We start from the raw sequence: 24677 nt of genomic DNA, 5'->3' as shown, positions 1-24677 counted from the left end.
TGCGATGAACGCTATACATGAAAAACGCCGGGCCCGGAATGACCCAGGCCCGGCGTGCGTGCACGACTCGGCGATGTTGCCGCCGCTGGATCAGTACTTGAAGCGGAAGTTGAGGTAGTACTGGCGACCGTTGCTGTAGAACGAGGTCGGGATGGCCGCGGTCTGGTAGTACTTGTAGGTCGGGTTGTTGAGGTTGAGCGCATCGAAGCTGATGCTCAGCCAGTCGGTGGCCTTGTAGCTCAGCGACGCCGACAGGGTGCCGAAGTCATCCTGGTAGTACGGGTTGGCGCCGGACAGGCCGATCAGGAACGACGAACGGCGGGTGTAGCTGACGCGTGCACCGAAGGTATCGTTTTCGAAGTAGGCACCGACGTTGTAGGTGTTCTTCGAAGTACCCAGCAGGTTGTCGCTGCCATCGGCCCAGGTGTGGTCGGTGCTGCCATCGGCGTAGGTGTAGTTGGCATTGACACCGAAATACTCGCCGATCGGCTGCTCATAGGCCACTTCGATACCGCGCACCTTGCCGTCGGCATTGCGCGGGCGGGAGATGTTGTATTCCTCGAGACGGTTGGTCAGCTCGCTGAACAGCATTTCCTTCTCGGTGCTGAAGGCGACGTAGTCCTTCAGGCGCATCGAGTAGGCACCGATCGACAACATGCCGCGCGGCATGAAGTACCACTCCAGGTTGGCGTCGAAGTTGGTCGACACCACCGGCTTCAACTTCGGATTGCCGCCACCGCCGGTCCGGTTCAGGTCCGAACCGTACGACGAGGCACCCAGTGCCGAGAAGTCCGGCAGGGTCTGGGTCTGCGAGGCGGCCACGCGCAGCACCAGGTCGTCACGCAGGTCGTACTTGAAGTTGGCGCTCGGCAGCACCCGGTTGTGCTTGTTCTCGAAAGCTTCGCGGGTCCACGCGCCGAACAGGCTGCTAACGTCCGGCACGGTCGAGCCGGTGGCGGCGGCGTAGGTATCGATATCCTGCTTGATGTTGACGTAGCGCAGGCCGACATTGCCGCTCCAGCGGTCGCCGCTGAAGTTGCCCTGTACGTAGGCAGCGAAGTTCTTCTCGGACACCGTCCACTCGGCGCCGTAGTTGTGGCGGCCGGTCGGGCCGTCATTGCCGGACAGCCAGGTGGAGTTGTTGGTCACTGCTTCCTTCAGTGCGCCCGGGGTGAAGTACCACAGGTCACGCGGGAAGCTGCCACCGATGCCGTTGGCGAACCCACCGGGGAAGTTGGCGGTGGCGCCGTTCTTCAGCGCATTCCAGATCGCGCCCGGGGTTGCGCCTTCCGGCGACTTGGCCTCGCGCTTGTGGTCGCCGAAGCGGGCGCCGAAATCAATCGAGTTCAGTACGCCAGCGTCGGCGAAGTACTGGTTGAAATCGAGCGTGGCCCACTTTTCCTTGTCGATCGCGGTGACCTGCTGGTTGCCCCAGGTGCCGAAGTCGGTCACGCCGCTCGGGCCGATGTTGCCACCGACGTTCCAGTCGATCGGCGAGCCGTTGCCGTGGGTTGCCCAGGTGGCGCCACCACCACGGGCCAGGTTGACTTCGGCGATGTACTGGCGCGGCGTTTCGCCGGTGCCCTTGGTGCTGCCAGCCTGGAACTTCATGCCCAGGTTGTCGCTGATCTGCCAATCGGCATCGAAGGTGATGTAGTTGGTCTTGGCCTTCGACTCGCGGTAGATCATGTCGTACACCGCGTAGTCGCGGTCGGCCTGGCCGGCGAAGGTGGCGTTGGACAGTACGCCATCCTTGATGACGTAACCCGGATTCGGGGCCTGGCCCGGAATCAGGATCTTGTTGCCATTGGCATCTTCAACGGTGCGGTCGTTGAGGATGCGGCCACCCCACAGCATGAAGTTGCGGTTGTAGTTGTTCGCCTTCAGTTCCGAGCTGAAGCCTTCCAGGCCCAGGGTCAGGTTGTCCATCGGCTTGAACTGCAGCGACACCAGGCCGCCCTTGCGCTCGCGGGTCTGTTCGAACAGGGTCGAGCCGAGCAGGCCCGGCGCGTATACGCCGGCCAGGTCCGGGTTGGACTTGGCCACGGTGCCATTCGGATCGATCTGGAAGAAGCCGCCCGGGATTTCCTGCGCTTCGCGGCGCAGCTCGCGCTTCTGGCTGAAGGCCTGCACCATCACGCCGAAGTTGCCTTCGTCGTTCTTGTAGTTGAACAGTGCCGACAGCTGCGGGTCGTTGGACTTGGCCTGGTCCGAACGCACCATGCCGATGGAGCCTTCCGCAGTGAGCTGCTTGGAGAATTCCAGCGGCTTGCGGGTGAGGATGTTGACGGTACCGGTGGTGCCGCCGTCCTGCAGCTTGGCCTGCGAGGACTTGTTCACTTCCACCGAGCGCACCAGTTCCGACGGCAGCAACGAGTAGCTGACGCTGCGGCCGACGTTGTTGCCCTGGCTGAGCACGAACCAGTCGGCGGTGCCGACGGTGTGGCCGTTGATCAGCGTCTGGGTCAGGCTCGGGCTGGTACCACGCAGGCTGACACGGTCGGCTTCGTCGAAGCCGCCTTCGTCGGCGCTGGACGAGCTGATGTTCACGCCCGGCAGGCGCTGCAGGGTGTCGGCGACGTTGTGCGCGGGCAGCTTGCCCACGTCTTCGGCGGTGACCACTTCCACGCGCGCATTGGCTTCGCGCTTGGTGTCCAGCGATTTTTCCATCGACCCACGGATGCCGGTGACCTGCACGGTATCCAGGTCGGTGGCGGTCTGGGCGGCCTGCTGCGCATGTGCACTGAAGGCGATGCAGCTGACGATGGCGGCCGAAAGCAGGGTCTTGCGGGTGTTCATGATGTCTCTCCTCATCACTCGATTGGATGCCGGCGGCGGTGTTCGATTACGGTTGCGATGACATGCGCGGGGCGGCGGCGAAGTCCCGTGCGTTGGCGTGCCACGTACTGCGTGCTGCGATTGCGTTGAAGCCTGTTGCGGTGTCAGGCGGCCGACTGCTGCTGCAGGTACCAGCTGGCAGCGCCGACCACGCCCAGCTGGCCGTGCTCGACCACCTTCACCGGGATGCGTGCCAGCGCTTCGCCCATCGGCCCCTTCTGCAGGTAGCGTTCGACGAAGGTACTGGCGTGCAGGTACTCGCGGATCTGCGGCAGGATGCCGCCGGCCAGGTAGACGCCACCGTGGGCGCCGTAGAACAGCGCCATGTCGCCGATGGTGCTGCCGAGCAGGCCGCAGAACACATCCAGCGCCTGGCGCGCATGTGCATCGCTGTCGGCCATGGCCGCAGCGGTGACCGCGTCGGGGCTGGCCAGGGTCGGCACCTGGCCCTGCAGCGCGCATACCGCGCGGTACAGGTTCATCAGGCCCGGGCCGGAGATCGCATGTTCGATCGACACGTGCGCGCGGTCGCGCTGCATGTGGCGGACGATGGCCATTTCCAGTTCGGTGCTGGCGGCCAGGGTCGGCTGGCCGGCTTCGGTCGGGAGCACCACCGGGCCGTGCGCGGTGGGGATCCACAGTGCGGCGCCGAGGCCGGTACCGGGGCCGACCACCAGGGTCGGGCCGCGGGCGGCGGTTTCCGGTCCGCACAGGTGCAGCACGCCACTGGCGTCAACCTGCGCGGCGGCATAGGCCACGGCTTCGAAGTCGTTGACGATGAAGACCCGCTGCAGGCCGACGTCGGCTTCCACCTGGCGCGCCGACAGCGGCCACGGCAGGTTGGCGGTGATCACCGTGCCGTCCTCGCGGGCGTAGCCGGCACTGGCGACCACGCAGTGCGTGGGCCGCGGGCCTTCGCCGAGGAAGTCGGACAGGATCGCGCTGAGGCCTGCATGGTCGGCGTTGCGGTACTTGCGGTACTCCAGCACCTGCACCGGATGGGCGGCATCACCGCTGGCCTGGACCCGGGCCACGCGCACATGGGTGCCACCGACGTCGGCGGCCAGGAACGAGGGCGCGATTCGGGACAGGACATGGGCCGGGGCGGGGTGGCTGGCGGTCACGCGGGCTCCTGCTGCAGGTGGGGCCGTCCCCAAGGTTCGAGGGCGGCGATTGGGGCGGAGTCTGTAACCGCGCTGACAACGATGTCAACGAGTTCGTGACACTTTCGTTGCTGCGTCGCAACGAATGCGGCGTGCAGTAAACGTTTACATCGCGTGAGCATGGGTTTCACGTTGGAACCGTTGCTGCACGGGACTCAAGGGCTGCGGCGCATTCAGCACGATCCGCTGCCATCGGGTTGCGCAGTGCAGCATGAGGCTCACGCGGCCTCGCGGGGAAGTTGACAAACCGCGGTTGTCCATCGAAAGAATGTGACAACGTTGTTCCCAGCCACTCTCCGACGCCGCGTTCTGCGGCCGTCGCCGCAGGAGCCCTCCTGATGTCCGCCGTCCCCGCTGCAAGCGTGCGCCCGAACGTGGCCACCTCCATCGCCATCGTCGGCGTGCTGTTCTTCCTGATCGGCTTCTTCACCTGGCTCAACGGCCCGCTGATCACCTTCGTCAAGCTCGCCTTCGAACTCAGCGAGGTCGGCGCCTTCCTGGTGCTGATGGTGTTCTACCTGTCCTACTTCTTCCTGGCCCTGCCGTCATCGTGGATCCTGCGCCGCACCGGCATGAAGAAGGGCCTGAGCCTGAGCCTGCTGGTGATGGCCGGGGGCGCCGCGCTGTTCGGCGAATTCGCCACCCAGCGCTGGTATCCGGGCGCGCTCGGCGGCCTGTTCGTGATCGGCAGCGGCCTGGCCCTGCTGCAGACCGCGATCAACCCCTACATCTCCATCCTTGGGCCCATCGAGACGGCGGCACGCCGCATCGCGTTGATGGGCATCTGCAACAAGATCGCCGGCATGCTCGCGCCGGTGCTGATCGGTACCGTGGTGCTGCATGGCATCGGTGATCTGTCGGCCACGGTGGCCGCTGCCGATGAAGCGACCAAGGCGCAGCTGCTCAACGAATTCGCCGCCAAGATCCATGTGCCGTACCTGGCCATGGCCGGCCTGCTGGTGCTGCTGGCGGTGGCCGTGCTGTTCTCGCCGCTGCCGGAAATCAAGTCGTCCGAAGCCAATGCCACGCCGGTTGCGGCCGGTGCCGCCGAGCGTCGCAGCATCTTCCAGTTCCCGCATCTGTGGCTGGGCGTGCTGTGCCTGTTCGTCTACGTGGGCGTGGAGGTGATGGCCGGCGATGCCATCGGTACCTACGGCCACGGCTTCGACCTGCCGCTGGACCAGACCAAGATGTTCACCTCGCTTACCCTGGGCGCAATGCTGGTCGGTTACGTGGTCGGCCTGCTGCTGATCCCCAAGGTTGTCTCGCAGTCGCGCTACCTGACCATTTCGGCGGTGCTGGGCGTGGTGTTCTGCCTTGGCGCCTGGGCCACCCACGGCTATGTGTCGGTAGCCTTCGTGGCCCTGCTGGGCTTTGCCAACGCCATGATGTGGCCGGCCATCTTCCCGCTGGCGATCCGTGGCCTGGGCCGCTTCACCGAAACCGGCTCGGCCCTGCTGGTGATGGGCATCGCCGGTGGCGCGATCATTCCGCAGCTGTTCGCCGTGCTCAAGCAGCACATCGACTTCCAGCTGGTGTTCGTGCTGCTGATGGTGCCGTGCTACCTGTACATCCTGTTCTATTCGGTGATCGGGCATCGCGCCGGCCTGCCGCAGGACAAGGCCTGATCGGCGATGATGGACGGCAGCCAACCCCAGGGAAAACCCATGCGCAGAGCGACCATCAAGGACGTTGCGGAGAAAGCCAAGGTCTCGCTGAAGACGGTCTCGCGCGTGATCAACAACGAGCCCTCGGTGATGCAGGCCACCCGCGCGCGAGTGCTGCGTGCCATCGCCGAGCTCGACTACGAACCCGATCCGTCCGCGCGCAACCTGCGCAGCGGCACCACCTTCGTGATCGGGCTGGTCTACGACAACCCGAACCCATACCACATCATCGGCGTGCAGAACGGCGTGCTCGCCGCCTGCCGCGAGACCGGGTTCGGGCTGCAGATCCATCCCTGCGATTCCAGCTCGCCGCTGCTGGCCGATGAACTGGCCGACTGGGTGCAGCGTTCGCGCCTGGCCGGGCTGGTGCTGACCGCACCGATGTCCGAGCGCCGCGACCTGATCCAGGCGCTGACCGCGCGCGGCATCAAGCTGGTGCGCATCATCGCCGCCACCGAAGACCCGGCCGATGGCGCATGTGTGTTCGTGGACGACCGCGAGGCCGCCTACGAGATCACCGAGCACCTGATCCAGCTGGGCCACCAGCGCATCGGCTTCCTATGGGGCGGCAGCTCGCACCGCTCCTCTGGCGAACGCTATGCCGGTTACGAAGCCGCGCTGAAGGACTACGGCATGACCGTGGACAAGCATCTGGTGGTGCAGGGCGACTACACCTTCGATGACGGTTTCCGCGGTGCGCGCCGCCTGCTGGCGCTGCGCGAGCCACCCACCGCCATCTTCGGTTCCAACGATGAAATCGCCGCCGGGGTACTGGCAGCCGCAAAGTCGGCCGGCATGAACGTGCCGTACGACCTGTCCATCGCCGGTTTCGAGGACAGCCCGTTCTCGCGCCAGTCGTGGCCGCCGCTGACCACGGCCAAGCAGGCCACCGAAGACATCGCCCGCCACGCCGCGCGCCTGCTGATCGCGCAGCTGCGCAGCGATGCCTACGACGACGCGCCGGCGCCGCTGCACAACCAGGGCTTCGTGCCGCAGCTGGTGGTGCGTGGTTCGACCGCGCCGATGCGCCCCGCCGGCGCACGCCCCCTTCCTTCCGATCCTGCCTGAGCCTGCCATGTCGCTGTCAGACCCCACGTCCACCCTGATGTTCGCCGAGGCCGCTGAAGCGGCCGACGTGGTCGCGCGCCAGTTCTCGCGCAACCACGCCACCATGGAAGCCCTGGCCGCCAGCCTGCGTGCTGCACCGCCGCCGTTCGTGGTCACCTGTGCACGCGGCAGCTCCGACCACGCCGCCACCTATGGCAAGTATCTGCTGGAAACCCAGCTGGGCCTGGTGGTCGCGTCGGCCTCGCCATCGGTGGGGTCGGTCTACGCCGCACCATTGCAGCTGCGTGGCGCACTGTTCATCGTCATCTCGCAGTCGGGCAAGAGCCCGGACCTGCTGCGCAACGCCGAGGCCGCCAAGGCGGCCGGTGCGCGCGTGATCGCGCTGGTCAACGTCGAGGATTCACCGCTGGCGCAGCTGGCCGACACGGTCATTCCGCTGCACGCGGGTGCCGAAAAGAGCGTGGCGGCGACCAAGAGTTACCTGGCGTCGCTGGCCGCGCTGCTGCAGCTGGCCGCGTACTGGAAGCAGGACAGCAGCCTGCGCGCGGCGCTGGACCTGCTGCCCGACGCGCTGCGTGAGGCGTGGCAGTGCGACTGGAGCGCGGTGACCGAAGGCCTGGTCGAGGCCACCAACCTGTTCGTGCTCGGCCGTGGCCTGGGCCTGGGGGCGGGGCAGGAAGCGGCGCTGAAGTTCAAGGAAACCTGCAGCCTGCATGCCGAAGCCTACAGCTCGGCTGAAGTGAAGCATGGCCCGATGGCGCTGGTCGACCGCGGCTTCCCGGTGCTGGCCTTTGCCCAGCCGGATGAAACCGGCGCCGGCACCCGTGCCGTCGTCGAAGAATTCACCGCGCGTGGCGCACAGGTATGGATGGCCGGTGCTGGCGGCAACCTGCCGGTGGCTGCTGCGCCGCACCCGCTGTGCGCACCGCTGCTGACCGTGCAGAGCTTCTACCGCGCTATCAATGCGCTGGCGCTGCGTCGTGGCTTCAACCCGGACCTGCCGCCGCACCTGAACAAGGTGACGGAGACCGTGTAATGGCGACCGTCCTGCGCAATGCCCGCATCCTGGCGGGCGACGACTTCCGCGATGATCTGGCGCTGGTGATCGAGAACGGTCGCATCAGCGCGCTGTTGCCCGACGCCGCACCGCAGCTCGGCCATGCCGCCGAGCAGGTGGACCTGGGTGGCGGCTGGCTGCTGCCCGGCTTCATCGATGTGCAGGTCAATGGTGGCGGTGGTGCGCTGTTCAACAACACGCCGGACGTGGCGGCACTGCGCACCATCGCGCAGGCGCACCGCCGTTTCGGCACCACGGCGATGCTGCCGACACTGATCAGTGATGACGTGGCAGTGATGCGCGAAGCGATCGCTGCGATGCGCGAGGCGATCACGCAGGGTGTACCAGGCGTGATCGGCATCCACCTGGAAGGCCCGTACATCGCACCGGCGCGCAAGGGCACGCACGATGCCAGCAAGTTCCGCGTGCCGGACGAAGAAGAAATCGCGCTGGCGGCATCGCTGGACAACGGTGTGACCGTGCTGACGCTGGCGCCGGAGCGCGTGCCGCTGGAGACCATCCGTGCGCTGGTCGAGCGTGGCGTGATCGTTGCGGCCGGGCACACCGCAGGTACCTACGAAGCGATCCGTGCCGGCCTGGATGCCGGTGTGCGTGGCTTCACCCACCTGTACAACGCGATGTCGCCGCTGCAGGGCCGTGAGCCCGGTGCGGTGGGCGCCGCATTGGAGGACCGCGACAGCTGGATCGGCATCATCGTTGATGGCGTTCACGTGCACCCGGCCAGCCTGCGCGTGGCGCTGGCGGCCAAGCCGCGAGGCCGCCTGCTGCTGGTGACCGATGCGATGCCGCCGGTCGGTGCCGACGATCCCAGCTACGTGCTGTACGGCGAAACCATTACCGCTGTCGACGGCGTGGTGCGCAATGCTGCCGGTTCGCTGGCCGGCTCGGCGCTGGACATGGCCACCGCGGTGCGCAACACCGTGCAGCTGCTTGGCCAGCCGCTGGCCGAAGCGGCGCGCATGGCATCGACGTACCCAGCGCAGTTCCTCAATGTCGATGATCGCCTGGGCCACATCGCCGAGGGCTACCAGGCCGACCTGGTGCTGCTGGACGACGCCCTGCAGGTACGGGGTACCTGGATTGCCGGACAGTACGAGGCCGCCTGATGAACAGTTCGCCGCCACGCCGGCTGGGCTCGATCGATGCCCTGCGCGGCATCACCGTGGCGGCGATGCTGCTGGTCAACAATCCGGGCGACTGGAGTGCGGTGTTCGCGCCGCTGCGTCACTCGGAATGGCATGGCTGCACGCCCACCGACCTGGTGTTCCCGTTCTTCCTGTTCCTGGTGGGCGTGTCAATGGCCTTCAGCGTGGCACCGCGCGCGCAGGATGCGGCGGCGCGACCCGCGTTGGCGCGCGGCGTGCTGGAGCGCGCGCTGCGCATCCTGGTGGCCGGTGCGCTGCTGCATCTGCTGATCTGGTGGGCACTGGATACGCATCACTTCCGCATCTGGGGCGTGCTGCAACGCATCGCGGTGTGTGCGGCGTTGGTGGGCGTACTGGCGGTCTACGCGCGACCACGCGTGCAGGTGGGCGCTTTGATCGCGCTGCTGGTGGGGTACACCGTGTTGCTGCTGGGCATCGGCGACCTGGCGCCGTGGACCAACCCGGCCAGCCGCCTGGATACCGCGCTGTTCGCACCGTGGATCTACCAGTGGCATGCCGATACCGGACTGGGCCATGACCCGGAAGGATTGCTGAGCACGCTGGGGGCGCTGGCCAGTACCGTGCTCGGCCTGCTTGCCGGTGGCCTGCTGCGCAACGGGCGTTCGGCGGCATTGGCAGGGCTGGGCGTGGCGGCCGCTGTGCTGGGCCTGCTGCTGGCCGTGGTTCTGCCGTTGAACAAGCAGCTGTGGACGCCCAGCTACGTGCTGTGGACCGGCGGCCTGGCCGCGCTGGCGCTGTGGCTGGGCCACGTGCTGATCGACCAGAAGGGTTGGCCGGCACTCGGCCGGCGCTTCGGGGTCAATGCGATCACCGCGTACCTGGGGGCATCGGTGATGTCGGTGGTGCTGATGGCCACCGGGATCTGGGGGTGGATCTGGCAGCAGCTGGCCACCGCGATGCCGCAGGCGCTGGAGCTGGCGTCGATGCTGCAGGCGCTGGTGTTCGTCGCACTGTGGTGGGGCGTGGCGTGGTGGCTGGATAAGCGGAAGATCTACCTGAAGATCTGACCCCATCCGCCAACGGCATCCAGGCATGACGTAGATTTACCAGGTGCCATGAGCGAATCGATTGGCGATGCAGGATCAGTAGATCCACGCCATGCATGGATGCTTTGCGCGTGATTCCGGATGCCGGAAAAAAATGAACGATTTCAGCCACATCACATCGGCGTGAGGGCTGGGCGATTTCACATCTGAACTGTGATTTCCCGCACGCAAGTTCACCTATCGAAATGGTTCACCACACGGCAGACTGCAAGCGCCGTGCCGCACATACGCAGTTCCTGATTGCCCGCCCAGGAGTGCCCCATGTACCGTGCCGTTCCGCGTGCGTTCCGTCCGCGCCGCCTTGCTGTTTCCGTGTTGCAGGCCCTCGCCGTTCCCTCCCTGCTTCTGACGACCGCCAGCGTTGCCTGGGCCGGCTGCAACAGCCCGGCACCGACTGCCGGCCAGACGGTCACCTGTGATACCAACGCGCCGAATCCGCAGACCACTCCCGTTACCGCAAATGGTGCGGCCGGCATCACCGTCAATGTCGCCGCCGGTGCACAGCTGCAGCAGAGTGGTGGTGGATCGGCCATCGCGCTGGTCGGCGCCGGTGGTCACCTGCTGTCAAACCAGGGCGCGATCAGTTCGGTCGGCGGTGTAACCGTGCAGCTTGGGGGTGGCAGCCGCGTCGACAACACCGGCAGCATCAGCACCGGCAACAACACCGCCCTGCAGTTCGTCGGTGCGGGCGACAGCGTGCTGGTCAATCGAGGAGCGATCAGCGGGCGCACCGGCGTACAGTTCGATGCGGGCAATGATCGCCTCGAGATGCAGAGCGGCAGCATCACCGGCGGCGTCCTGCAGGGCGATGGCAATGATGTGCTGCTGCTCAGCGATGGCACGATCGACAGCGTCGACCAGGGCGGCGGCGATGACCAGATGACCGTCACCGGCGGCGCCGTCACCGGCGTGGTGGCGCAGGGCAGTGGCCGCGATGATTTCATCATGAGTGGCGGCACCATCGGCGCGCTGCAGCAGGGCGACAACATCGATACCTTCCGCATGAGCGGTGGCCGCATCATCGGCGCGTTCGAGGATGGCGACCAGGCCTGGATGACCGCTGGCCGCATCGGCCGCGTCAACATGAAGCTGGACAAGAACCTGTGGGACCAGTCTGGCGGTACGGTTGACGGCAACGTGGTGACCGGCTTCGACACCGATACCATCATCATCTCGGGCACGGCCTACATCGGCGGCAACATCAGTGTCAGTGGCGGCAACGACAGCGTGACCATCACCGACGGCACCGTGCGCGGGCAGGTGCTGCTCAGTACCGGCAGCGACACCTTCAACTGGAGTGGCGGTGGCATCGTCTACGGCGCGATCGACATGGGGCCGGACAACGATGTGGCCAACCTCAGCAGCCTCAACCAGGGCAACCTCGGTGCGGTGCCGCTGTTCGACGGCGGCAGTGGCATCGACCAGCTCAACTTCAACAACGTCAAGACCACGGGCGTGGGCCGCTTCCAGAACTGGGAGGCGATCAGCTTGGCCAACAGCACCGAGCTGACCTTTGATGGCGATCTGGTGCTGGGCGACAGCGGAACCGGCACCGGCACGCTCACGGTGGATGACACCAGCACCGTCTACGCGGGCAGTGGCAGCCATGCCGTCCGTCCGTTCAACAGTGGTGCACTGGTGGAGATGGTCAATGCCGGGCGCATCGACCTGACCGGTACTGGCGCCGGCGACGTGTTCACCGTGCGTGGCAACTACCGCGGTGACGGTGGTGGTCTGTACCTGCGCACCGTTCTGGGGGCGGATAATTCAACCAGCGACCGCCTGGTGATCGATGGTGGTGCCGTCACCGGCACGACCGGCATCGGCGTGCTCAATGCCGGCGGCAGCGGCGCTGCCACGTTGGCCGATGGCATCCTGGTGGTGCAGGCCTTGAATGGTGGCCGCACCGCGCCGGGCGCGTTTTCGCTGTTCGCACCGGTCGCGGCCGGTGCCTACGAGTACTTCCTGTTCAAGGGGGGTGTCAGTGCCGGTACCAGCGAGAACTGGTACCTGCGCTCGACCCTGGTGGCCGGCCCGGCACCAGCGCCAAACGGAAGCGGTATCAATGGCGTGCCGCCGCCGCCGACGCCGACGCCGCCCGTCGCACCACCGCCACCGATCACCCCGGCACCGCCGCCGCCGCCCGAAGGCGCCACCGATCCAGACCTGACTGCCGGCGAGACCGCACCACCGCCGCCGCCACCGGAACCGGCGCCTGTGGCGCCGCCCAGTGATCCCGCGGTGCCGGACGTGCCGGTGGCCGGCGGTGCGCTACCCGGAACCGGTACGCCGCCGACGCCGGGCGCACGCCCCGCCGAAGGCGCGGTGGTGCCGCTGTACCGCGTCGAGACTGCCACCTATGCCGTGGTGCCGCCGCTGCTGCGCGAGACCTCGCTGGCCAGCCTGGGTACCTTCCACGAGCGGCAGGGCGAGCAGCGCCTGCTGTACAACCAGGGTGCGTTCCGCACCGCCTGGGGCCGTCTGGTGGGGCAGAGCAGCGAGATCCACTGGAAGGGCGATGCGCAGCCGGGCTTCGATGGCGATGTGATGGGCCTGCAGGCCGGTCTGGATGTGTGGGCTGCTGCCTCTGACAACCACCGCAACCAGATCGGCGTGTTCGTCGGCCGCACCCGCGCGCAGGGCAAGACCACCGGCCTGGCACTGGGCTGGGAGAACGTGCAGGTAGGCCAGAACCGCCTGGACGACAAGCACGTGGGCCTGTACTGGACCTTCACCGGCAGCAGTGGCGGCTACATCGACGCCGTGGCGATGCAGAGCCGCTACGACGGCCGCGTACGTTCCTCGCGCGGGCTCGGCTTCGGGATCAAGGGTGATGGCACCAGCGTGTCGGTGGAGGCGGGCAAACCGCTGCTGCACTTCGGTCAGTCCGCATGGTGGCTGGAACCGCAGGTGCAGGTGATCTGGCAACGCACCTCGCTGGACGACCGCCGCGATGAGGTGTCGAGCGTACGCTTCGACAACGACAACGCCTGGACCGGCCGCGTCGGCCTGCGCCTTGCCGGCGACTATCAGCTGGCCGACAACGGCTGGCAGCCGTACTTCAAGCTCAACTACTGGCATGGCCGTTCCGGCGAAGACCGCGTCGGCTTCGACAACGACACGATCATCAATTCGCAGCGCTCGCGTACACTGGAGGCCGGCGTCGGTGTGGTCGGGCGCTTCAACCGCACCATCAGTGCGTACGCGGTGGCCGACTACACCCGTGAACTGGGTGGCGACCGCAACGAGAAGCGCCGCATCATCGAAGGCAACATCGGCCTGCGCGCGTACTGGTAGCGCGCGGTACGGGTGTCATGACCCGCTCTGGTAGGTGCCGACCTTGGTCGGCACGAATCCCACCGATGCCATGACCTCCGCGCAGCCGAGCAACGGCTCGGCTCTACAGCAGCGGTGCGCACGCATCCGGTTCCACCAGCGCGCTGGCATGATCGGCCAACACCACCATTGCGTGCAGCAGGCCTTCCTCCACCTGCGGCGGACACTGCGCCTGCGCATCGTCCGTCTCGCGCGCCGACTGTGCAGCCAGCAGTACCCCGCCGCACGCAGACAACGCCGCCAGGCAACGCGTCGCCTCGGCCAGTTCCCGACCGCGCCCCTCGCTGAGTTGCCGCTTGCGCCACGCCTGGCCGTCGGCTGCGTGGCTGTGAGCGATGCCGCGCAACCGCGCGAAGAATGCGGAGGGCGGCGCCTGTTCGTTGGCTTCGGCGAGTGCATCTTCCAACGCTTCGGCGGCGGTAGTGGGCAGCTGCAGGCCGGGCAGTGCAGCGCCGAGCAATGCCTGCAGGCGTGGATAGGTGGGGTGGGGCGTGTTCATGGCGGCAACCTCACGAGGCAAGGCCACCTGCGGCGTGCAAGGTGGCGGGCGGTGCGGGTTGGCGTGCCGGTCAAAATCGAAACGAAAAAAGGCCGACGGATCACGAGGATCCCCACGCACCGCCCGCCATGGGCAAGCCGGTGCATTGTCGCGATTGCCGCTGAGGCGGCAACTCGATCGTTTCGATGTTTGATTCAGGACGCCAATCCCGGCCAGCGCAGGAGGCGCCGACGGAGGCAACCTTCTCGCGTTCTACGTGGCAATGACATGGGCAAAGTTGCAATTTACTGATCGCGTGCACGCTGTCTTGCTGCAACCCGCGGCGGGGCCAGATACGACAGTTCGCGCATGGCGAAAGCCATCACCTGCGGGCTATGCTGTGCGCCTGCCTCAACGACAAGGAAACGTCACATGCAGGTTCGCAAGGGAGTGCGTCGCATTGGTGCGCTGGTGATCGCGCTGGTGGTTGCCAACGCCATGGCCGATACGCCCAAGGCAATCGAAGTGCCCTCGCCGGAGGCGGAGGCCGAGATCCTCAATCTGCTTGAACGCCAGGCGCTGTATCGCGATCGGGTGGACTGGGCCGCCACCCGCGTACGCCTGCAATCGGCGCAGGGCGACCCCGCGCAACGGCTGGCCGTTCTGCGCGAAGCCATTGCGGTCAGCACGGGCAATCATGGCGGATGGACGACGACCCAGCGCCAGAGCGAATCCCTTGCGCGCGCGCAGCAGGCCGGCGCCGCCGCCGTGGACCGGGCCAAGGCGGCCGATGCGGTGGATATGCGCATCGGCTGGGTGGTCATCGAGGGCTATGCCTCCACGCCGGGCGCGACGCCGCAGGAAAAATTCCGCCAGGACATCCAGCGTGCCGCGCGGTGGCAGCAGGTCATCCGCAGCAAGGACGACGGCGCGCGCTGTGGCTGGATCGTCGACCTGCGTGACAACAGCGGTGGCAACATGTGGCCGATGCTGCTGGGCATGGCACCGCTGCTGCGCACCTCGGTAGTGAACAACGAAGATGTGGGGTCGTTCGAAACCGCACAGGGGCCTGAGCGCTGGACGTTGACCGCGACCGCCGTGCAGCGTGCAGGCAAGTCGGTGCTTGACTTCGGCCAGTCCGGCTATGTGCTGCGGCAGCCCGGCGCGCCGGTGGCGGTGCTGTTCGGGCCGCGCACCGGCAGTTCGGGCGAGGCCTCGGTGCTGGCGTGGCGAGGTCGTCCGCAGACGCGGAGTTTCGGTCAGCCCACTGCGGGTGTCTCCACTGGCAATGTCGTGCAGACGCTTGCCGATGGCAGTCGCCTGCTGCTGACCACCACCGTGATGCGCGACCGCAATGATCGTGGTGATGGCTTGAAGATCGAGCCCGACCAGCGTATCGAAGGTGATGCCGCCACTTTGGCCGCCGCCCAAGCCTGGCTGCTGGCCCAACCCGCCTGCCAGGGCCGCTGATCCATGATCCTGATCGGCCAGCAGGAGCGGGTTGTGGTGGTCGGCCCGACCGAAGCCCACCACTGCCTGCGCTGCCAGACGGAAACCGAGTTCGCGCCCCGGCTGCGCTACAGGATGGCGCGCATCGACCTGCTGTTCGGTTTCACCTACCAGCGTCGCTACGAGCTGGCCTGCACCCGGTGCGAGCACGGCTGGGTGCTGGATACCGAGACCATGGACCAGCAGCTGGGCGGGGTGCCGATCCCGTGGCGGCACCGCTTCGGCCTGCCGTTGATGCTGGTCGGCGTGGCCGGGCTGGCCGCGCTGGGCTGGCTGTGGCGGCATGGATTCCTCGGTTGAGGAGCGGGCCTGTTAAAGTCTGCCCTGCAACCACGTACCGGAACCGACCATGGACCACGACACCCCGTTCGAACCCCTCAACGACCTCGAGGTGCGCCTGCTGCAGGCCCAGGACGGCACGCTGACCGCATCGCAGTTCCTCGATGGCCTGCTGACCTCGACGGCGTTCGTGCTGCTGGACAAGGCCATCGGCGAAGACGGTGCCTGGGACGAGAGCATCTCGCCGCTGGTGCTGACCAGCGAGAGCGGCGAGCCGATGTTCGCGGTGTTCACTGCGCCCGAGCGCGCTGGCCTGTGGCATGAGCAGCTGCCGCAGTTCGCCCACGCCATGCCGATCGCGGTGCACGCGCTGCTGGCCGGGATCGGCGACGGCGTCGGCCTGGTGCTGAACCCCGGCCTGGACGTGGGCATGGAGATGATTCCCGATGCCGTGGCCCAGCTGAAGCAGCGGGCGGCGGCGATCACCCGCGGGATGGCGCATTGAAGCCAGCGGTATAGGGTTGCCGGCCAGCGGCCGGCACTACCCATGGAAGTCGGTGCGCGGCCGCCACGGCGGTTGCGGATCAGCGGGCGGCGGCGATGGCTTTTACGCGCGCCTTGGCCAACGCTTCACCGATGGCCGGGCCCTTCAGATGGGTGGTATCCAGGTCCCGCGCCTGTACTGACAGTGCCGCCTGGTGCAGGCGCTTGAGCGTTTCGCCCTGCGGGTAGTCGGCGTCCTCGAAGCCGAGCCGGCCGCGTTTGTCGGCCTCGCAGCACAGTGCGATGCGGGCCACGCGCTCCGGCCGGCGCAGCGCATCACAGCGGCCCAGTAGTTCCAACACGGTGGCATCGCGGAGTTCGTCGATGCGGTGCACGTTCAAGTGCTCCCGGCAGACCGCTTCGGCCAGCTGCTGGTGCTCGGCAGGAATCTTCAACCGCGCGCACAGTGCCTTCAGGGGTTTGATGCCGCGCTGTTCGTGCATGATGTGGCGCGGCCACTCCTCCGGCGGGGTCAGGCCCTTGCCGAGATCGTGGGTAAGCGCGGCAAAGCCGACCAGGTCATCGCCGGGGGCCAGCTTCGCCGCCATGTCGCTGACCATTTCCTGGTGAATGCCGGTATCGACTTCCGGGTGGAATTCGGCACGCTGCGGCACACCATACAGTGCTTCGAGCTCGGGCAGGATCGGGCCCAGTGCATGTGCATCGTGCAGCGTGCGCAGGAAGGCGGAGGGCTGCTCACTGACCAGCGCCTTGCGCAGTTCCTGCCACACTCGCTCCGGCACCAGTGCATCCAGTTCGCCACTGGCGGCGATCTCGCGCATCAGCGCCATGGTCTCTTCGGCGACGGTAAAGCCCAGCGGCGCGAAGCGCGCCATGAAGCGCGCCGCGCGCAGCACGCGCAACGGATCTTCCACGAACGCAGGGCCGACATGGCGCAGCACGCGCTGCTCGATATCACGCACGCCGCCGTAAGGATCGACCAGCGCCCCGCTGTCTTCGTCGCAGGCAATCGCGTTGATGGTGAAGTCGCGGCGCTGCAGGTCTTCTTCCAGCGTCACTCCCGGGTCGGCATCTACCACAAAGCCGCGATAGCCGCGGCCGGATTTGCGTTCGGTGCGCGCCAGTGCGTACTCCTCACCGGTCTTTGGATGCAGGAATACCGGGAAATCGCGGCCGACCGCGGTGTAGCCCTGCGCTTCCATCTGCGCGGGCGTGGCGCCAACCACCACCCAGTCATGGTCGCCGGCGGGGCGCTGCAGCAGGCGGTCGCGTACGGCGCCGCCGACAAGATAGATCTTCATGGCTGGAATCATCGCATGCCCGGCGCAGATGCACCGGTAGTGCCGGCCGCTGGCCGGCAACGGCAGTCACCCCGAAGCTGCCGGCCAGCGGCCGGCACTACCGATACAGCGGCCAGCCTGATCCAGGCCAGCAGGCTCATCGTTTCACTCCTGGGCGTGGATACCGGGGAATGCCGGCCAGCGGCCGGCACTACCGCAGTGCGATCAATCCCCGCCCTGCTCGGCGTTGGCGGCGCAGCTGAAGTTCTTGCGCTTGTCCACCAGGCGGCCCATCAGGCGGTCGCTCAGCGGCAGCGCATCACCATTGAGGCGCCAGTCGTAGATCACGCTGAAGGCCAGCACGCGCGCCACGTACTCGCGGGTTTCCTTGTAGCTGATGGTCTCGATCCACAGGTCCGGGTCAAAGCCCGGGCGCTGGCTCTGCCAGCGCGCGGTCGGGGTCGGGCCGGCGTTGTAGGCGGCGATGGTCACGTACGGCAGGCCGTCGTACTTGTTCATCAGCTGGCGCAGGTAGGCGGTGCCGATGGCGATGTTGGTGTCCGGGTCGTAGAGGCTGTCGGCGCCGCCGTAGCCGGTCAGGCCGATCGACTTGGCCACACCGGCACCGGTGGCCGGCAGCACCTGCATCAGGCCCATGGCGTTTGCAGGCGAGCGCGCACGCGGGGTGAACGTGCTCTCGGCGCGGATTTCCGCCGCCACCCAGGCCGGATCGATCGCGTTGCGTGCCGATTCGCGGCGGATGGTGGCGTCGTGGTGCAGCGGGAAGCGCAGGTCGTACAGGCGCTGTTCCTGCGGCTGCTTGCCGAGCGCGAACACGGCGCGGTCGAACCAGCCGTTGTCCTGCGCGACGCGTACCGCGAGGCGGCGCTGGGTATCATCGAAGCGCGACAGCGCGCTGTTCCATTCGGCCACAGCCCAGCCGGTGCGGTCGATCTGGTACAGCGCCATCGCGCGCTGGATGGCCGGGTCGCGCGCGATCACCGCCTGTGCCTGCGCGCTGTCGTTCGGCTTCCAGGGGCACAGGGTATAGCCCTGCTGCAGCTTGTCGGCAGCCAGGAAACCGTGGAAGGTCGGTGCGCGCGCCGCATCGCGGAACAACGGCTGCGCCTGCTGGGCCTGGCCGGTCTTCTCCAGCATGCGGCCTTCGAAGTAGCGCCAGCGCGGGTCGCTGCGCTGCTTGCTGGCCATCTTGCGGATCGCGGTCAGTGCCGCCGGCCAGTCACCGCGCGACATCGCCTCGCGCACGCGCCATTCGTGCAGGCGTTCGTCATACGCCGATTCCGGCACTGCGTTGAGGCGGCGTGCCGAATCGGGCAGGTAGGAAGCCACCGTCCACAGCGCGATCTGGTACAGCACCTGGCCCTGCTGCTCGGCACTCAGGCCGAGCGCCTGGGCGTACTGCGGCAACTGCTGTTCGGTGGCGGCCGGGTCGGCCTTGGCCAGCTTGGCCAGGCCGTCGGTGGCGATGCGCCGGCTGCGCTCGTTGCGCGGCCAGTTCAACGCGCTGGCATTGGGCTTGTCGACGAAGGCGGCGTAGCTGTTGGCCTGCGCCAGGTCCGCGGCGGGCAGGCCGCGTGCGGCGCTGCGCATCACGGCCGGCTGCTGGGCGTCGGCGGCGGCATCGATACGCTCCCAGCGCAGGGCGTCGCTCAGGCCGCCTTGTGCCTGCAGCACTGCGAATACCGCGTCGCAGCCGTCCGGCAGCGACTTGCCGTTCTTGCGCCACAGGTCCTGTGCCTCGCTGATCCACTGCGGATCGACCTTGCCGGTCACCTGGCGCGCGGTCAGCTGCGCGCAGCGCAGGCCTGCGTTGTCGGTGGGCGCCCAGTTGGCGAGCAGGGTGGGCCAGTCCTGGCGGCGTGCGACCGAGGGCAACCACACGCTGCGGAACGTGTTGGCCACGGCCTGGCCGTCATAGCGCTTGAGGAAGGCCTGCGCCTGCGCGGTATCGACGGTGTCGATGTTGCGGCGCAGGTTGGCGTACTCCAGCCAGCCGTAAGCCGGATGGCGGCTGAGTGCGGCGGCCTGGCCGGGATCGAACTGGCCGCGTTCGGCGGCAGCGATCGCGGCCTTCAGCTGCGCGTTCTGGGCGTCGAGGGACTGGGCATTGGCGCAGCCGATCAGCAGCGTGGTGGCCAAGGGCAGCAGGGACAGGGTGGTCGAGGAGCGTCGGGTCATGGCGCCCAGCATAGCGGGGGCTGGCTGAATTCAGTTTCGCATTGTGTGCACGCCGGGCGTTGGCAACGACAGCTGAATGAACCCGTACAGGCCACTGCCGCAGGTGACGGAAGGCGACGTACTGTCGGCCTTGGGCGAACGGCCCGGCTGCACGGAGCGGCACATGGCGTTCAGTAGCGCAGGAAGAAGCGGCCCGCTGGCGGACATCAATGTCACGCCACTGGTGGATGTGATGCTGGTGCTGTTGATCATCTTCATCGTGACCGCGCCGATCGTGGCCCGGCCGATTGCCGTGCAGCTGCCACAGGCCACCGATCGCACGATCGATCGCCCCGAACCGCCACCGCCGATCGAGCTGCGCCTGGACGCTGGCAACCAGCTCAGCTGGAATGGCCAGCCGATGGCGATCAGTGAGCTGCAGGCGCGCCTGCAGGCACAGGCGGGCGAACATGCGGGCAACCTGCCGGAGCTGCGCATCGCCACCGATCCGTCGGCCGAGTACGAAGGCATGGCGCGGATCCTGGCCGCCGCCGAGGCTACCGGCATAGAGCGCATCGCCTTCGTGCGATAGCGTATCTAAACCGCCGCTCAGGGGGAGATTGCGACATGAGCGGCGGATGAGGGTGTCAGTATTGCTGGCAGTAGACTGTGCGACCATCCCAACTGCACGAGATGCGGCTGCTGCTTCCGCGCTGGACGGGGACTCCATACATCTGTGCGGATCTGACCCAGTTGTCCAGGTCGCCATGCTGGCCGAAATAGTATTGTCCGGCGTACGAAGGGGCGGAGATCGGGTCGGCGATGGATTCGTCAGGAACCTTGTTGCCTGTGCTGTCGCGACTTTCGCCCTTCTGATACTTCGCTTCGGCAACGTTGTCCGGTGTTACTCGATAAAGCGTCTTCGATCCGTCACGCCATGTGATCATTATTGTTATGGATCCGCCACCTTTGAGGCCTGCCCAGTTCAGGGCCGCTTGTTGAATCGAGAGCGCAATGCTGTTCCAGGTTGGGCTTCCCGTATTGGCTCCTGCCAGTTCTGTGGCTAGATACTGGCCAAGTCGGGTTCGCAGTGTGGCTGAGGCGACGATGTCAAAGGTATTGGAGGACTTGTAAGACTCGGGGAACCTCACTCCATTGGAGTTTCCAGGATTGTCTGGATGCAGCACGACCACTGATCCGCCTCCTGCCATCGCGTGGGCCCCTTCAGGTGGCCCTCGAAAGGCTGAGGTCGCATCCAGAATCCGTAGGAAAGCCATTTGAATCTGTGCGGGAACCGGTGTCGAAAGTGCGCGCCACTTTCTGATCTCGCGATCATATTCAACTTCGAAGGCGCTCAGTCGGGCTTTTTCGAAGTCCATTACAACCGCCAACCCGGAGCCTGACATCAGGGCTGCATCTTTGGGAGAGGCACAGTTGTTGCATTCAATCAGGCCCCCCGCTCTCGATTCGCTTGCAGGGAACAGAAGCAATGCCGTGACAATCGCGACATGGATCATGACGGTGATTGTTTTCACAATTGAGCCTCATGAGAATGACTGGGGCTCTCAGTCTCACCTTGGTTGGCCTCGGAAATTCGTTTGACGGGCAGTTTTCAAACTATTCCTAAATGTTGTCTGAATTTGCTTCGTAGATTAAAGTTAGTCGATGCATGTGGCTCTGTCATCGAGATGGCAGGAGCCGAAAGAGCAGCCATTGAGTGCCTCACGTTCGCACGGTGATCCCGGCGATCTGCAGTCCGTCATTGCAAGAGCTCCTCCATACGGGTTACTCACCATCTTGGTATGAGTTCCAGCTCGAAAGCGATCTGATCGACACCGTCGACCGACGGCAACGGCGATCATCATGCTGCCGATGGCGCAGGCGCATTGTCGTTGGACGGATCGGCAAGAGCACTTGCCCAATTGCGGGAAAGCCGGGAAACCGCTGTCGCACCCGGCATCAACGACGCGCGGCGAACAGTATCGTCCGGTCTTCATGTATAGCGATCTGACGCAAATGACCGTCATTTGCGTCAATTCCGCGTGAAAGAGTGCCGGTCATCACGCCGTGATTTTTACCACTTGTTTACAAAGGAGACGCTGCCGCCATGCAGGGGGGAGCGCGGCAGCCCATGTCCCGACATTCCTTTGGAGAGAGAGCGAATGATTCACCTGCATCACCGCCCGTTGGCGGTTGCCGTTGCGCTGTGCGTGACGGCCCTGGCACCGTTGGGTGCCGCTGCGCAATCCACCACCAACCTCGATGCGGTGGAAGTCACCGGTACCCGCATCAAGCGCGCTGAAGTCGAAGGCCAGGTGCCGATCCAGACATTGACGCGCGGTGACATCGAACGCACCGGCCTGACCTCGATCGGCGAAGTGCTGCAGCAGCTCACCGGTTCCGGTTCGGCGCTCAACGCCAAGTTCAACTCGTCCGGCAACTTCGGTTTCCCGCCCGATGGCAGTGGCGTGGGTGCCGGCTCGGCGCAGGTCGATCTGCGCCACCTGGGGGCCAAGCGCGTGCTGGTGCTGGTCGATGGCATCCGCTGGGTCAATGAGTCGTCCGCCTCCGGCGTCGGCTCGGCTACCGATCTCAATACCATTCCGCTGGCCATCGTCGAGCGCATCGAGGTGCTGGAAGATGGCGCGTCGTCGCTGTACGGCTCCGATGCCATTGCCGGCGTGGTCAACATCATCACCCGCCGTGACTTCGATGGTGCGCAGGTGACGCTGAACTACGGCGAGTACAGCAAGGGCGACGGCACGCAGAAGGGCGTGGACCTGGCCTGGGGCAAGAGTGGCGACCGCTTCAGCCTGTTCCTGGGCGCCAGCTGGACCAAGCAGGATCCGGTATTTGCCAAGGACCGCGAGCAGTCGCGCTTCCCGATTCCCGGCACCGGCCTGGCGTTCGGCAGCGGTGGCATTCCGCAGGGCCGTTTCATGTTCACCGACCCGAACACCGGTGCGGTGCAGAACATCGTGCCCAATACCGGCGTGAGCAATCCGCGTTACGACGGCAGCGCCGGCTGCAGCCGCACGGATGACTACCACTGCTTCACCACCGCCGACCGCTTCAACTTCGCCGAATACAACATGGTGCTGACGCCGTCGGAGCGCAAAGGCCTGTTCGGTCAGTTCCGCTTCGACATCACCGACAACGTGCAGTGGTACGTCAAGGCACTGGGCAACCGTCGTGAGTCGACCAACCAGGCCGGCCCGGAGCCGCTGTTCTTCGGCCCCGATGGCGCCACCGGCAATCCGCTGGCCGACAACATCGTGGTCTCGCGCCTGAATCCGTACAACCCGTTCGGCTTCGATCTGGTTTCCGGCGACAACATGAGCCTGATCGGTCGTCGCCCGGTGGAAGGCGGTGCGCGCGTGTTCAAGCAGAAAGTGGACACCACTTACTTCGCCACCGGCCTGGTCGGTGATTTCCATGCCGCCGACCGCAGCTGGTACTGGGACGTCAACGGCATGTACAGCAAGAACAAGGCCGAACAGACCAACTACGGCAGCTATGACATCTACAAGGTGAACATGGCGCTGGGCGATCCGTCCGTCTGTGCGGCCACGCCGGGCTGCGTGCCGTTGAACATCTTCGGCGGCGTCGGTTCGATCACCCCGGACATGCTGAAGTGGATCCAGCCGGTGGTGCGCGACCGCAGCCAGAACGAACTGAGCCTGTTCACCGCCAACCTGTCCAGCGAGCTGTTCTCGCTGCCGGCCGGTCCGGTATCCTTCGCCACCGGCTTCGAGTACCGCAAGTACAAGGGCTCCTACCAGCCCGATCCGCTGACGGTGATCGGCCACTACAACGGCGTGCCGTCGCAGCCGACCTCCGGTTCCTACGACGTCAACGAGGCCTACCTGGAGTTGAGCGTGCCGATCTTCGCCGATTCCTCGTTCGGCAAGAAGCTGGACCTGAGCCTGGCCGGCCGCTATTCGGACTACTCCACCTTCGGTGGCGAGTTCACGCCCAAGTACGGCCTGCGCTGGCAGGTGACCGATGACTTCGTTCTGCGCACCACCTACGCCGAGGGCTTCCGCGCACCGTCGATCGGTGAACTGTACGGCTCGGCGGCGCGTGCCGACCTGCAGCTGTTCGACCCGTGCTCGGTGGGTCTGGGCGGCACTCCGCCACGTGGCAGCGCCGCCAACTGTGCCGCGCTGGGCGTGCCGGCCGGCTTCCAGCAGGCCAACTCGCAGATCTCGGTGACCACCGGCGGCAACCGCGAGCTGGAGCCGGAACGCTCGCGCAGCTTCAGCGCCGGCTTCGTGTGGAGCCCGTGGTTCGGCAACAATGCGTCGTGGTCGGAGCGCTTCGATGTGGAGGTGACCTTCTACCGCCATGCCATCGATGGTGCGATCCAGGCGATCAACGCACAGACCCAGCTGGACCTGTGCGTGGATACGCTGGACCCGATCTACTGCGATGGCATCACCCGTGCCAGCACCGGTGCGGTCAGCAGCTTCAACAACCGCCTGACCAACCTGGGGTCGATCAAGACCGACGGCTGGGACGTGGATCTGTTCTGGACCCTGCCGCAGACCTCCATCGGCCAGTTCAAGCTGGCGTGGAAGAACACCTTCGTCGGCCGTTACGAGGCCACCGGCGCGGCCGGGCAGAAGCAGCCGCAGAAGCCGGGCGTGGAAGTGGCCGACAGCTCGATTCCGGAGTGGACCAGCAATGCCAGCATCGGCTGGACGATGGACCGCTGGAGCGCCAACTGGACGGTGCGGCACATCTCCGAGCTGACCGAGAACTGTGGCGATGCCGCGGCCTTCCCGGTGTGCAGCAACCAGGCAGCGGGCACCAACACGCTGTCGGCCACCACCTTCCACGACGTGCAGGTGGGCTACAAGATCGACTGGATGAAGGGGTTGCAGCTGACCGCCGGCCTGAACAACGTGTTCGACAAGGATCCGCCGATCTGCCTGTCGTGCTCGTTGAACGGCTACGACGCTTCGACCTACGACATCCCGCGTGGCCGCTACTGGTACCTGCGCGCGGATCTGCGGTTCTGATGTGAGAGCGGCGCCGGGCTCAGCCCGGCGCCGTTGCAGCGTCGAGCCATGCTCGACTGTCCT

At 66.2% G+C, this 24677-nt stretch carries 17 protein-coding genes; 11 read left to right on the top strand and 6 right to left on the bottom strand.

Annotation, left to right across the window (positions count from 1 at the left end; all coding sequences use genetic code 11):
* Positions 1 to 90: 90 nt before the first annotated feature.
* Together AC5P60_RS12945 and AC5P60_RS12940 are read right to left on the bottom strand one after the other, a co-directional pair.
* Positions 91 to 2799 (bottom strand): TonB-dependent receptor, encoded by a 2709-nt coding sequence (locus AC5P60_RS12945; protein ID WP_005414491.1) that lies wholly within the window; start codon positions 2797 to 2799, stop codon positions 91 to 93.
* Between the two features lie 143 nt (positions 2800 to 2942).
* Entirely contained in the window at positions 2943 to 3962 is a 1020-nt protein-coding gene (locus AC5P60_RS12940; RefSeq protein ID WP_049402426.1) for a glucokinase family protein, read from the bottom strand.
* A 377-nt stretch (positions 3963 to 4339) separates the two neighbouring features.
* Here AC5P60_RS12940 and AC5P60_RS12935 point away from each other — a divergent pair, with 377 nt between their 5' ends.
* The 6 genes from AC5P60_RS12935 (at position 4340) to AC5P60_RS12910 (ending at position 13323) form a co-directional block, all read left to right on the top strand.
* Complete coding sequence (locus AC5P60_RS12935; protein WP_483693632.1) at positions 4340 to 5629, top strand: sugar MFS transporter; 1290 nt, start codon at positions 4340 to 4342, stop codon at positions 5627 to 5629.
* A 39-nt stretch (positions 5630 to 5668) separates the two neighbouring features.
* Positions 5669 to 6736, top strand: coding sequence for a LacI family DNA-binding transcriptional regulator (locus AC5P60_RS12930; RefSeq protein WP_005411045.1), 1068 nt, complete (start codon positions 5669 to 5671; stop codon positions 6734 to 6736).
* Between the two features lie 7 nt (positions 6737 to 6743).
* A complete protein-coding gene (locus AC5P60_RS12925) occupies positions 6744 to 7772 on the top strand; it encodes an SIS domain-containing protein (RefSeq protein WP_495201752.1) in 1029 nt (342 codons plus the stop codon).
* Positions 7772 to 8920, top strand: coding sequence for an N-acetylglucosamine-6-phosphate deacetylase (gene nagA, locus AC5P60_RS12920; protein WP_005414488.1), 1149 nt, complete (start codon positions 7772 to 7774; stop codon positions 8918 to 8920). Before AC5P60_RS12925 ends, nagA begins: the two co-directional genes overlap by 1 nt.
* Positions 8920 to 9987 carry an acyltransferase family protein gene (locus AC5P60_RS12915; RefSeq protein ID WP_483693631.1) on the top strand — a complete coding sequence of 356 codons (1068 nt, stop codon included), beginning with the start codon at positions 8920 to 8922 and terminating at the stop codon, positions 9985 to 9987. Before nagA ends, AC5P60_RS12915 begins: the two co-directional genes overlap by 1 nt.
* Positions 9988 to 10287: 300 nt before the next feature.
* Positions 10288 to 13323 carry an autotransporter family protein gene (locus AC5P60_RS12910; RefSeq protein ID WP_483693630.1) on the top strand — a complete coding sequence of 1012 codons (3036 nt, stop codon included), beginning with the start codon at positions 10288 to 10290 and terminating at the stop codon, positions 13321 to 13323.
* A gap of 103 nt (positions 13324 to 13426) precedes the next feature.
* Here AC5P60_RS12910 and AC5P60_RS12905 read toward each other — a convergent pair whose 3' ends face one another.
* On the bottom strand, positions 13427 to 13861 hold the full coding sequence (locus AC5P60_RS12905; protein WP_242899466.1) for a hypothetical protein: 435 nt from the start codon (positions 13859 to 13861) through the stop codon (positions 13427 to 13429).
* A 411-nt stretch (positions 13862 to 14272) separates the two neighbouring features.
* Here AC5P60_RS12905 and AC5P60_RS12900 point away from each other — a divergent pair, with 411 nt between their 5' ends.
* The 3 genes from AC5P60_RS12900 to AC5P60_RS12890 are packed head-to-tail and all read left to right on the top strand — an operon-like array spanning position 14273 to position 16133.
* Complete coding sequence (locus tag AC5P60_RS12900) at positions 14273 to 15310, top strand: S41 family peptidase (protein ID WP_483693629.1); 1038 nt, start codon at positions 14273 to 14275, stop codon at positions 15308 to 15310.
* A gap of 3 nt (positions 15311 to 15313) precedes the next feature.
* Positions 15314 to 15649, top strand: coding sequence for a hypothetical protein (locus AC5P60_RS12895; protein WP_005411036.1), 336 nt, complete (start codon positions 15314 to 15316; stop codon positions 15647 to 15649).
* A 49-nt stretch (positions 15650 to 15698) separates the two neighbouring features.
* The gene (locus AC5P60_RS12890) at positions 15699 to 16133 is read left to right on the top strand and encodes an SseB family protein (RefSeq protein ID WP_005411035.1); all 435 of its coding nucleotides are present in this window, start codon (positions 15699 to 15701) and stop codon (positions 16131 to 16133) included.
* Positions 16134 to 16212: 79 nt separating this feature from the next.
* On the opposite strand, the gene AC5P60_RS12885 is transcribed toward AC5P60_RS12890, so the two are convergent.
* Positions 16213 to 17433: a multifunctional CCA addition/repair protein gene (locus tag AC5P60_RS12885; RefSeq protein ID WP_049396476.1), complete on the bottom strand. Its 1221-nt coding sequence runs from the start codon at positions 17431 to 17433 to the stop codon at positions 16213 to 16215.
* 204 nt (positions 17434 to 17637) lie between these two features.
* Positions 17638 to 19623 (bottom strand): transglycosylase SLT domain-containing protein, encoded by a 1986-nt coding sequence (locus tag AC5P60_RS12880; protein ID WP_483693628.1) that lies wholly within the window; start codon positions 19621 to 19623, stop codon positions 17638 to 17640.
* 151 nt (positions 19624 to 19774) lie between these two features.
* On the opposite strand from AC5P60_RS12880, the gene AC5P60_RS12875 reads away from it, so the two are divergent.
* On the top strand, positions 19775 to 20182 hold the full coding sequence (locus AC5P60_RS12875) for an ExbD/TolR family protein (RefSeq protein WP_088470300.1): 408 nt from the start codon (positions 19775 to 19777) through the stop codon (positions 20180 to 20182).
* 55 nt (positions 20183 to 20237) lie between these two features.
* Here the strand turns inward: AC5P60_RS12875 and AC5P60_RS12870 are convergent, their stop codons facing one another.
* Positions 20238 to 21125 (bottom strand): hypothetical protein, encoded by an 888-nt coding sequence (locus AC5P60_RS12870; RefSeq protein WP_141097836.1) that lies wholly within the window; start codon positions 21123 to 21125, stop codon positions 20238 to 20240.
* A 627-nt stretch (positions 21126 to 21752) separates the two neighbouring features.
* Between AC5P60_RS12870 and AC5P60_RS12865 the strand changes: the two genes are divergently transcribed.
* Complete coding sequence (locus tag AC5P60_RS12865) at positions 21753 to 24614, top strand: TonB-dependent receptor plug domain-containing protein (RefSeq protein WP_483693626.1); 2862 nt, start codon at positions 21753 to 21755, stop codon at positions 24612 to 24614.
* The last annotated feature ends 63 nt before the right edge of the window (positions 24615 to 24677 follow it).

Source organism: Stenotrophomonas sp. YJH_SMC_120 (genome assembly GCF_059368675.1).
The sequence above is the reverse complement of the archived record's forward strand: the minus strand, read 5'-3'. Positions and strand labels throughout refer to the sequence as shown.

Excerpts from the sequence above, each read along its gene's own strand:
- AC5P60_RS12945 (WP_005414491.1), bottom strand. The coding sequence starts at position 2,799 with ATGAACACCCGCAAGACCCTGCTTTCGGCCGCCATCGTCAGCTGCATC.
- AC5P60_RS12935 (WP_483693632.1), top strand. The coding sequence starts at position 4,340 with ATGTCCGCCGTCCCCGCTGCAAGCGTGCGCCCGAACGTGGCCACCTCC.
- AC5P60_RS12930 (WP_005411045.1), top strand. The coding sequence starts at position 5,669 with ATGCGCAGAGCGACCATCAAGGACGTTGCGGAGAAAGCCAAGGTCTCG.
- AC5P60_RS12925 (WP_495201752.1), top strand. The coding sequence starts at position 6,744 with ATGTCGCTGTCAGACCCCACGTCCACCCTGATGTTCGCCGAGGCCGCT.
- nagA (WP_005414488.1), top strand. The coding sequence starts at position 7,772 with ATGGCGACCGTCCTGCGCAATGCCCGCATCCTGGCGGGCGACGACTTC.
- AC5P60_RS12915 (WP_483693631.1), top strand. The coding sequence starts at position 8,920 with ATGAACAGTTCGCCGCCACGCCGGCTGGGCTCGATCGATGCCCTGCGC.
- AC5P60_RS12910 (WP_483693630.1), top strand. The coding sequence starts at position 10,288 with ATGTACCGTGCCGTTCCGCGTGCGTTCCGTCCGCGCCGCCTTGCTGTT.
- AC5P60_RS12905 (WP_242899466.1), bottom strand. The coding sequence starts at position 13,861 with ATGAACACGCCCCACCCCACCTATCCACGCCTGCAGGCATTGCTCGGC.
- AC5P60_RS12900 (WP_483693629.1), top strand. The coding sequence starts at position 14,273 with ATGCAGGTTCGCAAGGGAGTGCGTCGCATTGGTGCGCTGGTGATCGCG.
- AC5P60_RS12895 (WP_005411036.1), top strand. The coding sequence starts at position 15,314 with ATGATCCTGATCGGCCAGCAGGAGCGGGTTGTGGTGGTCGGCCCGACC.
- AC5P60_RS12890 (WP_005411035.1), top strand. The coding sequence starts at position 15,699 with ATGGACCACGACACCCCGTTCGAACCCCTCAACGACCTCGAGGTGCGC.
- AC5P60_RS12885 (WP_049396476.1), bottom strand. The coding sequence starts at position 17,433 with ATGAAGATCTATCTTGTCGGCGGCGCCGTACGCGACCGCCTGCTGCAG.
- AC5P60_RS12880 (WP_483693628.1), bottom strand. The coding sequence starts at position 19,623 with ATGCTGGGCGCCATGACCCGACGCTCCTCGACCACCCTGTCCCTGCTG.
- AC5P60_RS12875 (WP_088470300.1), top strand. The coding sequence starts at position 19,775 with ATGGCGTTCAGTAGCGCAGGAAGAAGCGGCCCGCTGGCGGACATCAAT.
- AC5P60_RS12865 (WP_483693626.1), top strand. The coding sequence starts at position 21,753 with ATGATTCACCTGCATCACCGCCCGTTGGCGGTTGCCGTTGCGCTGTGC.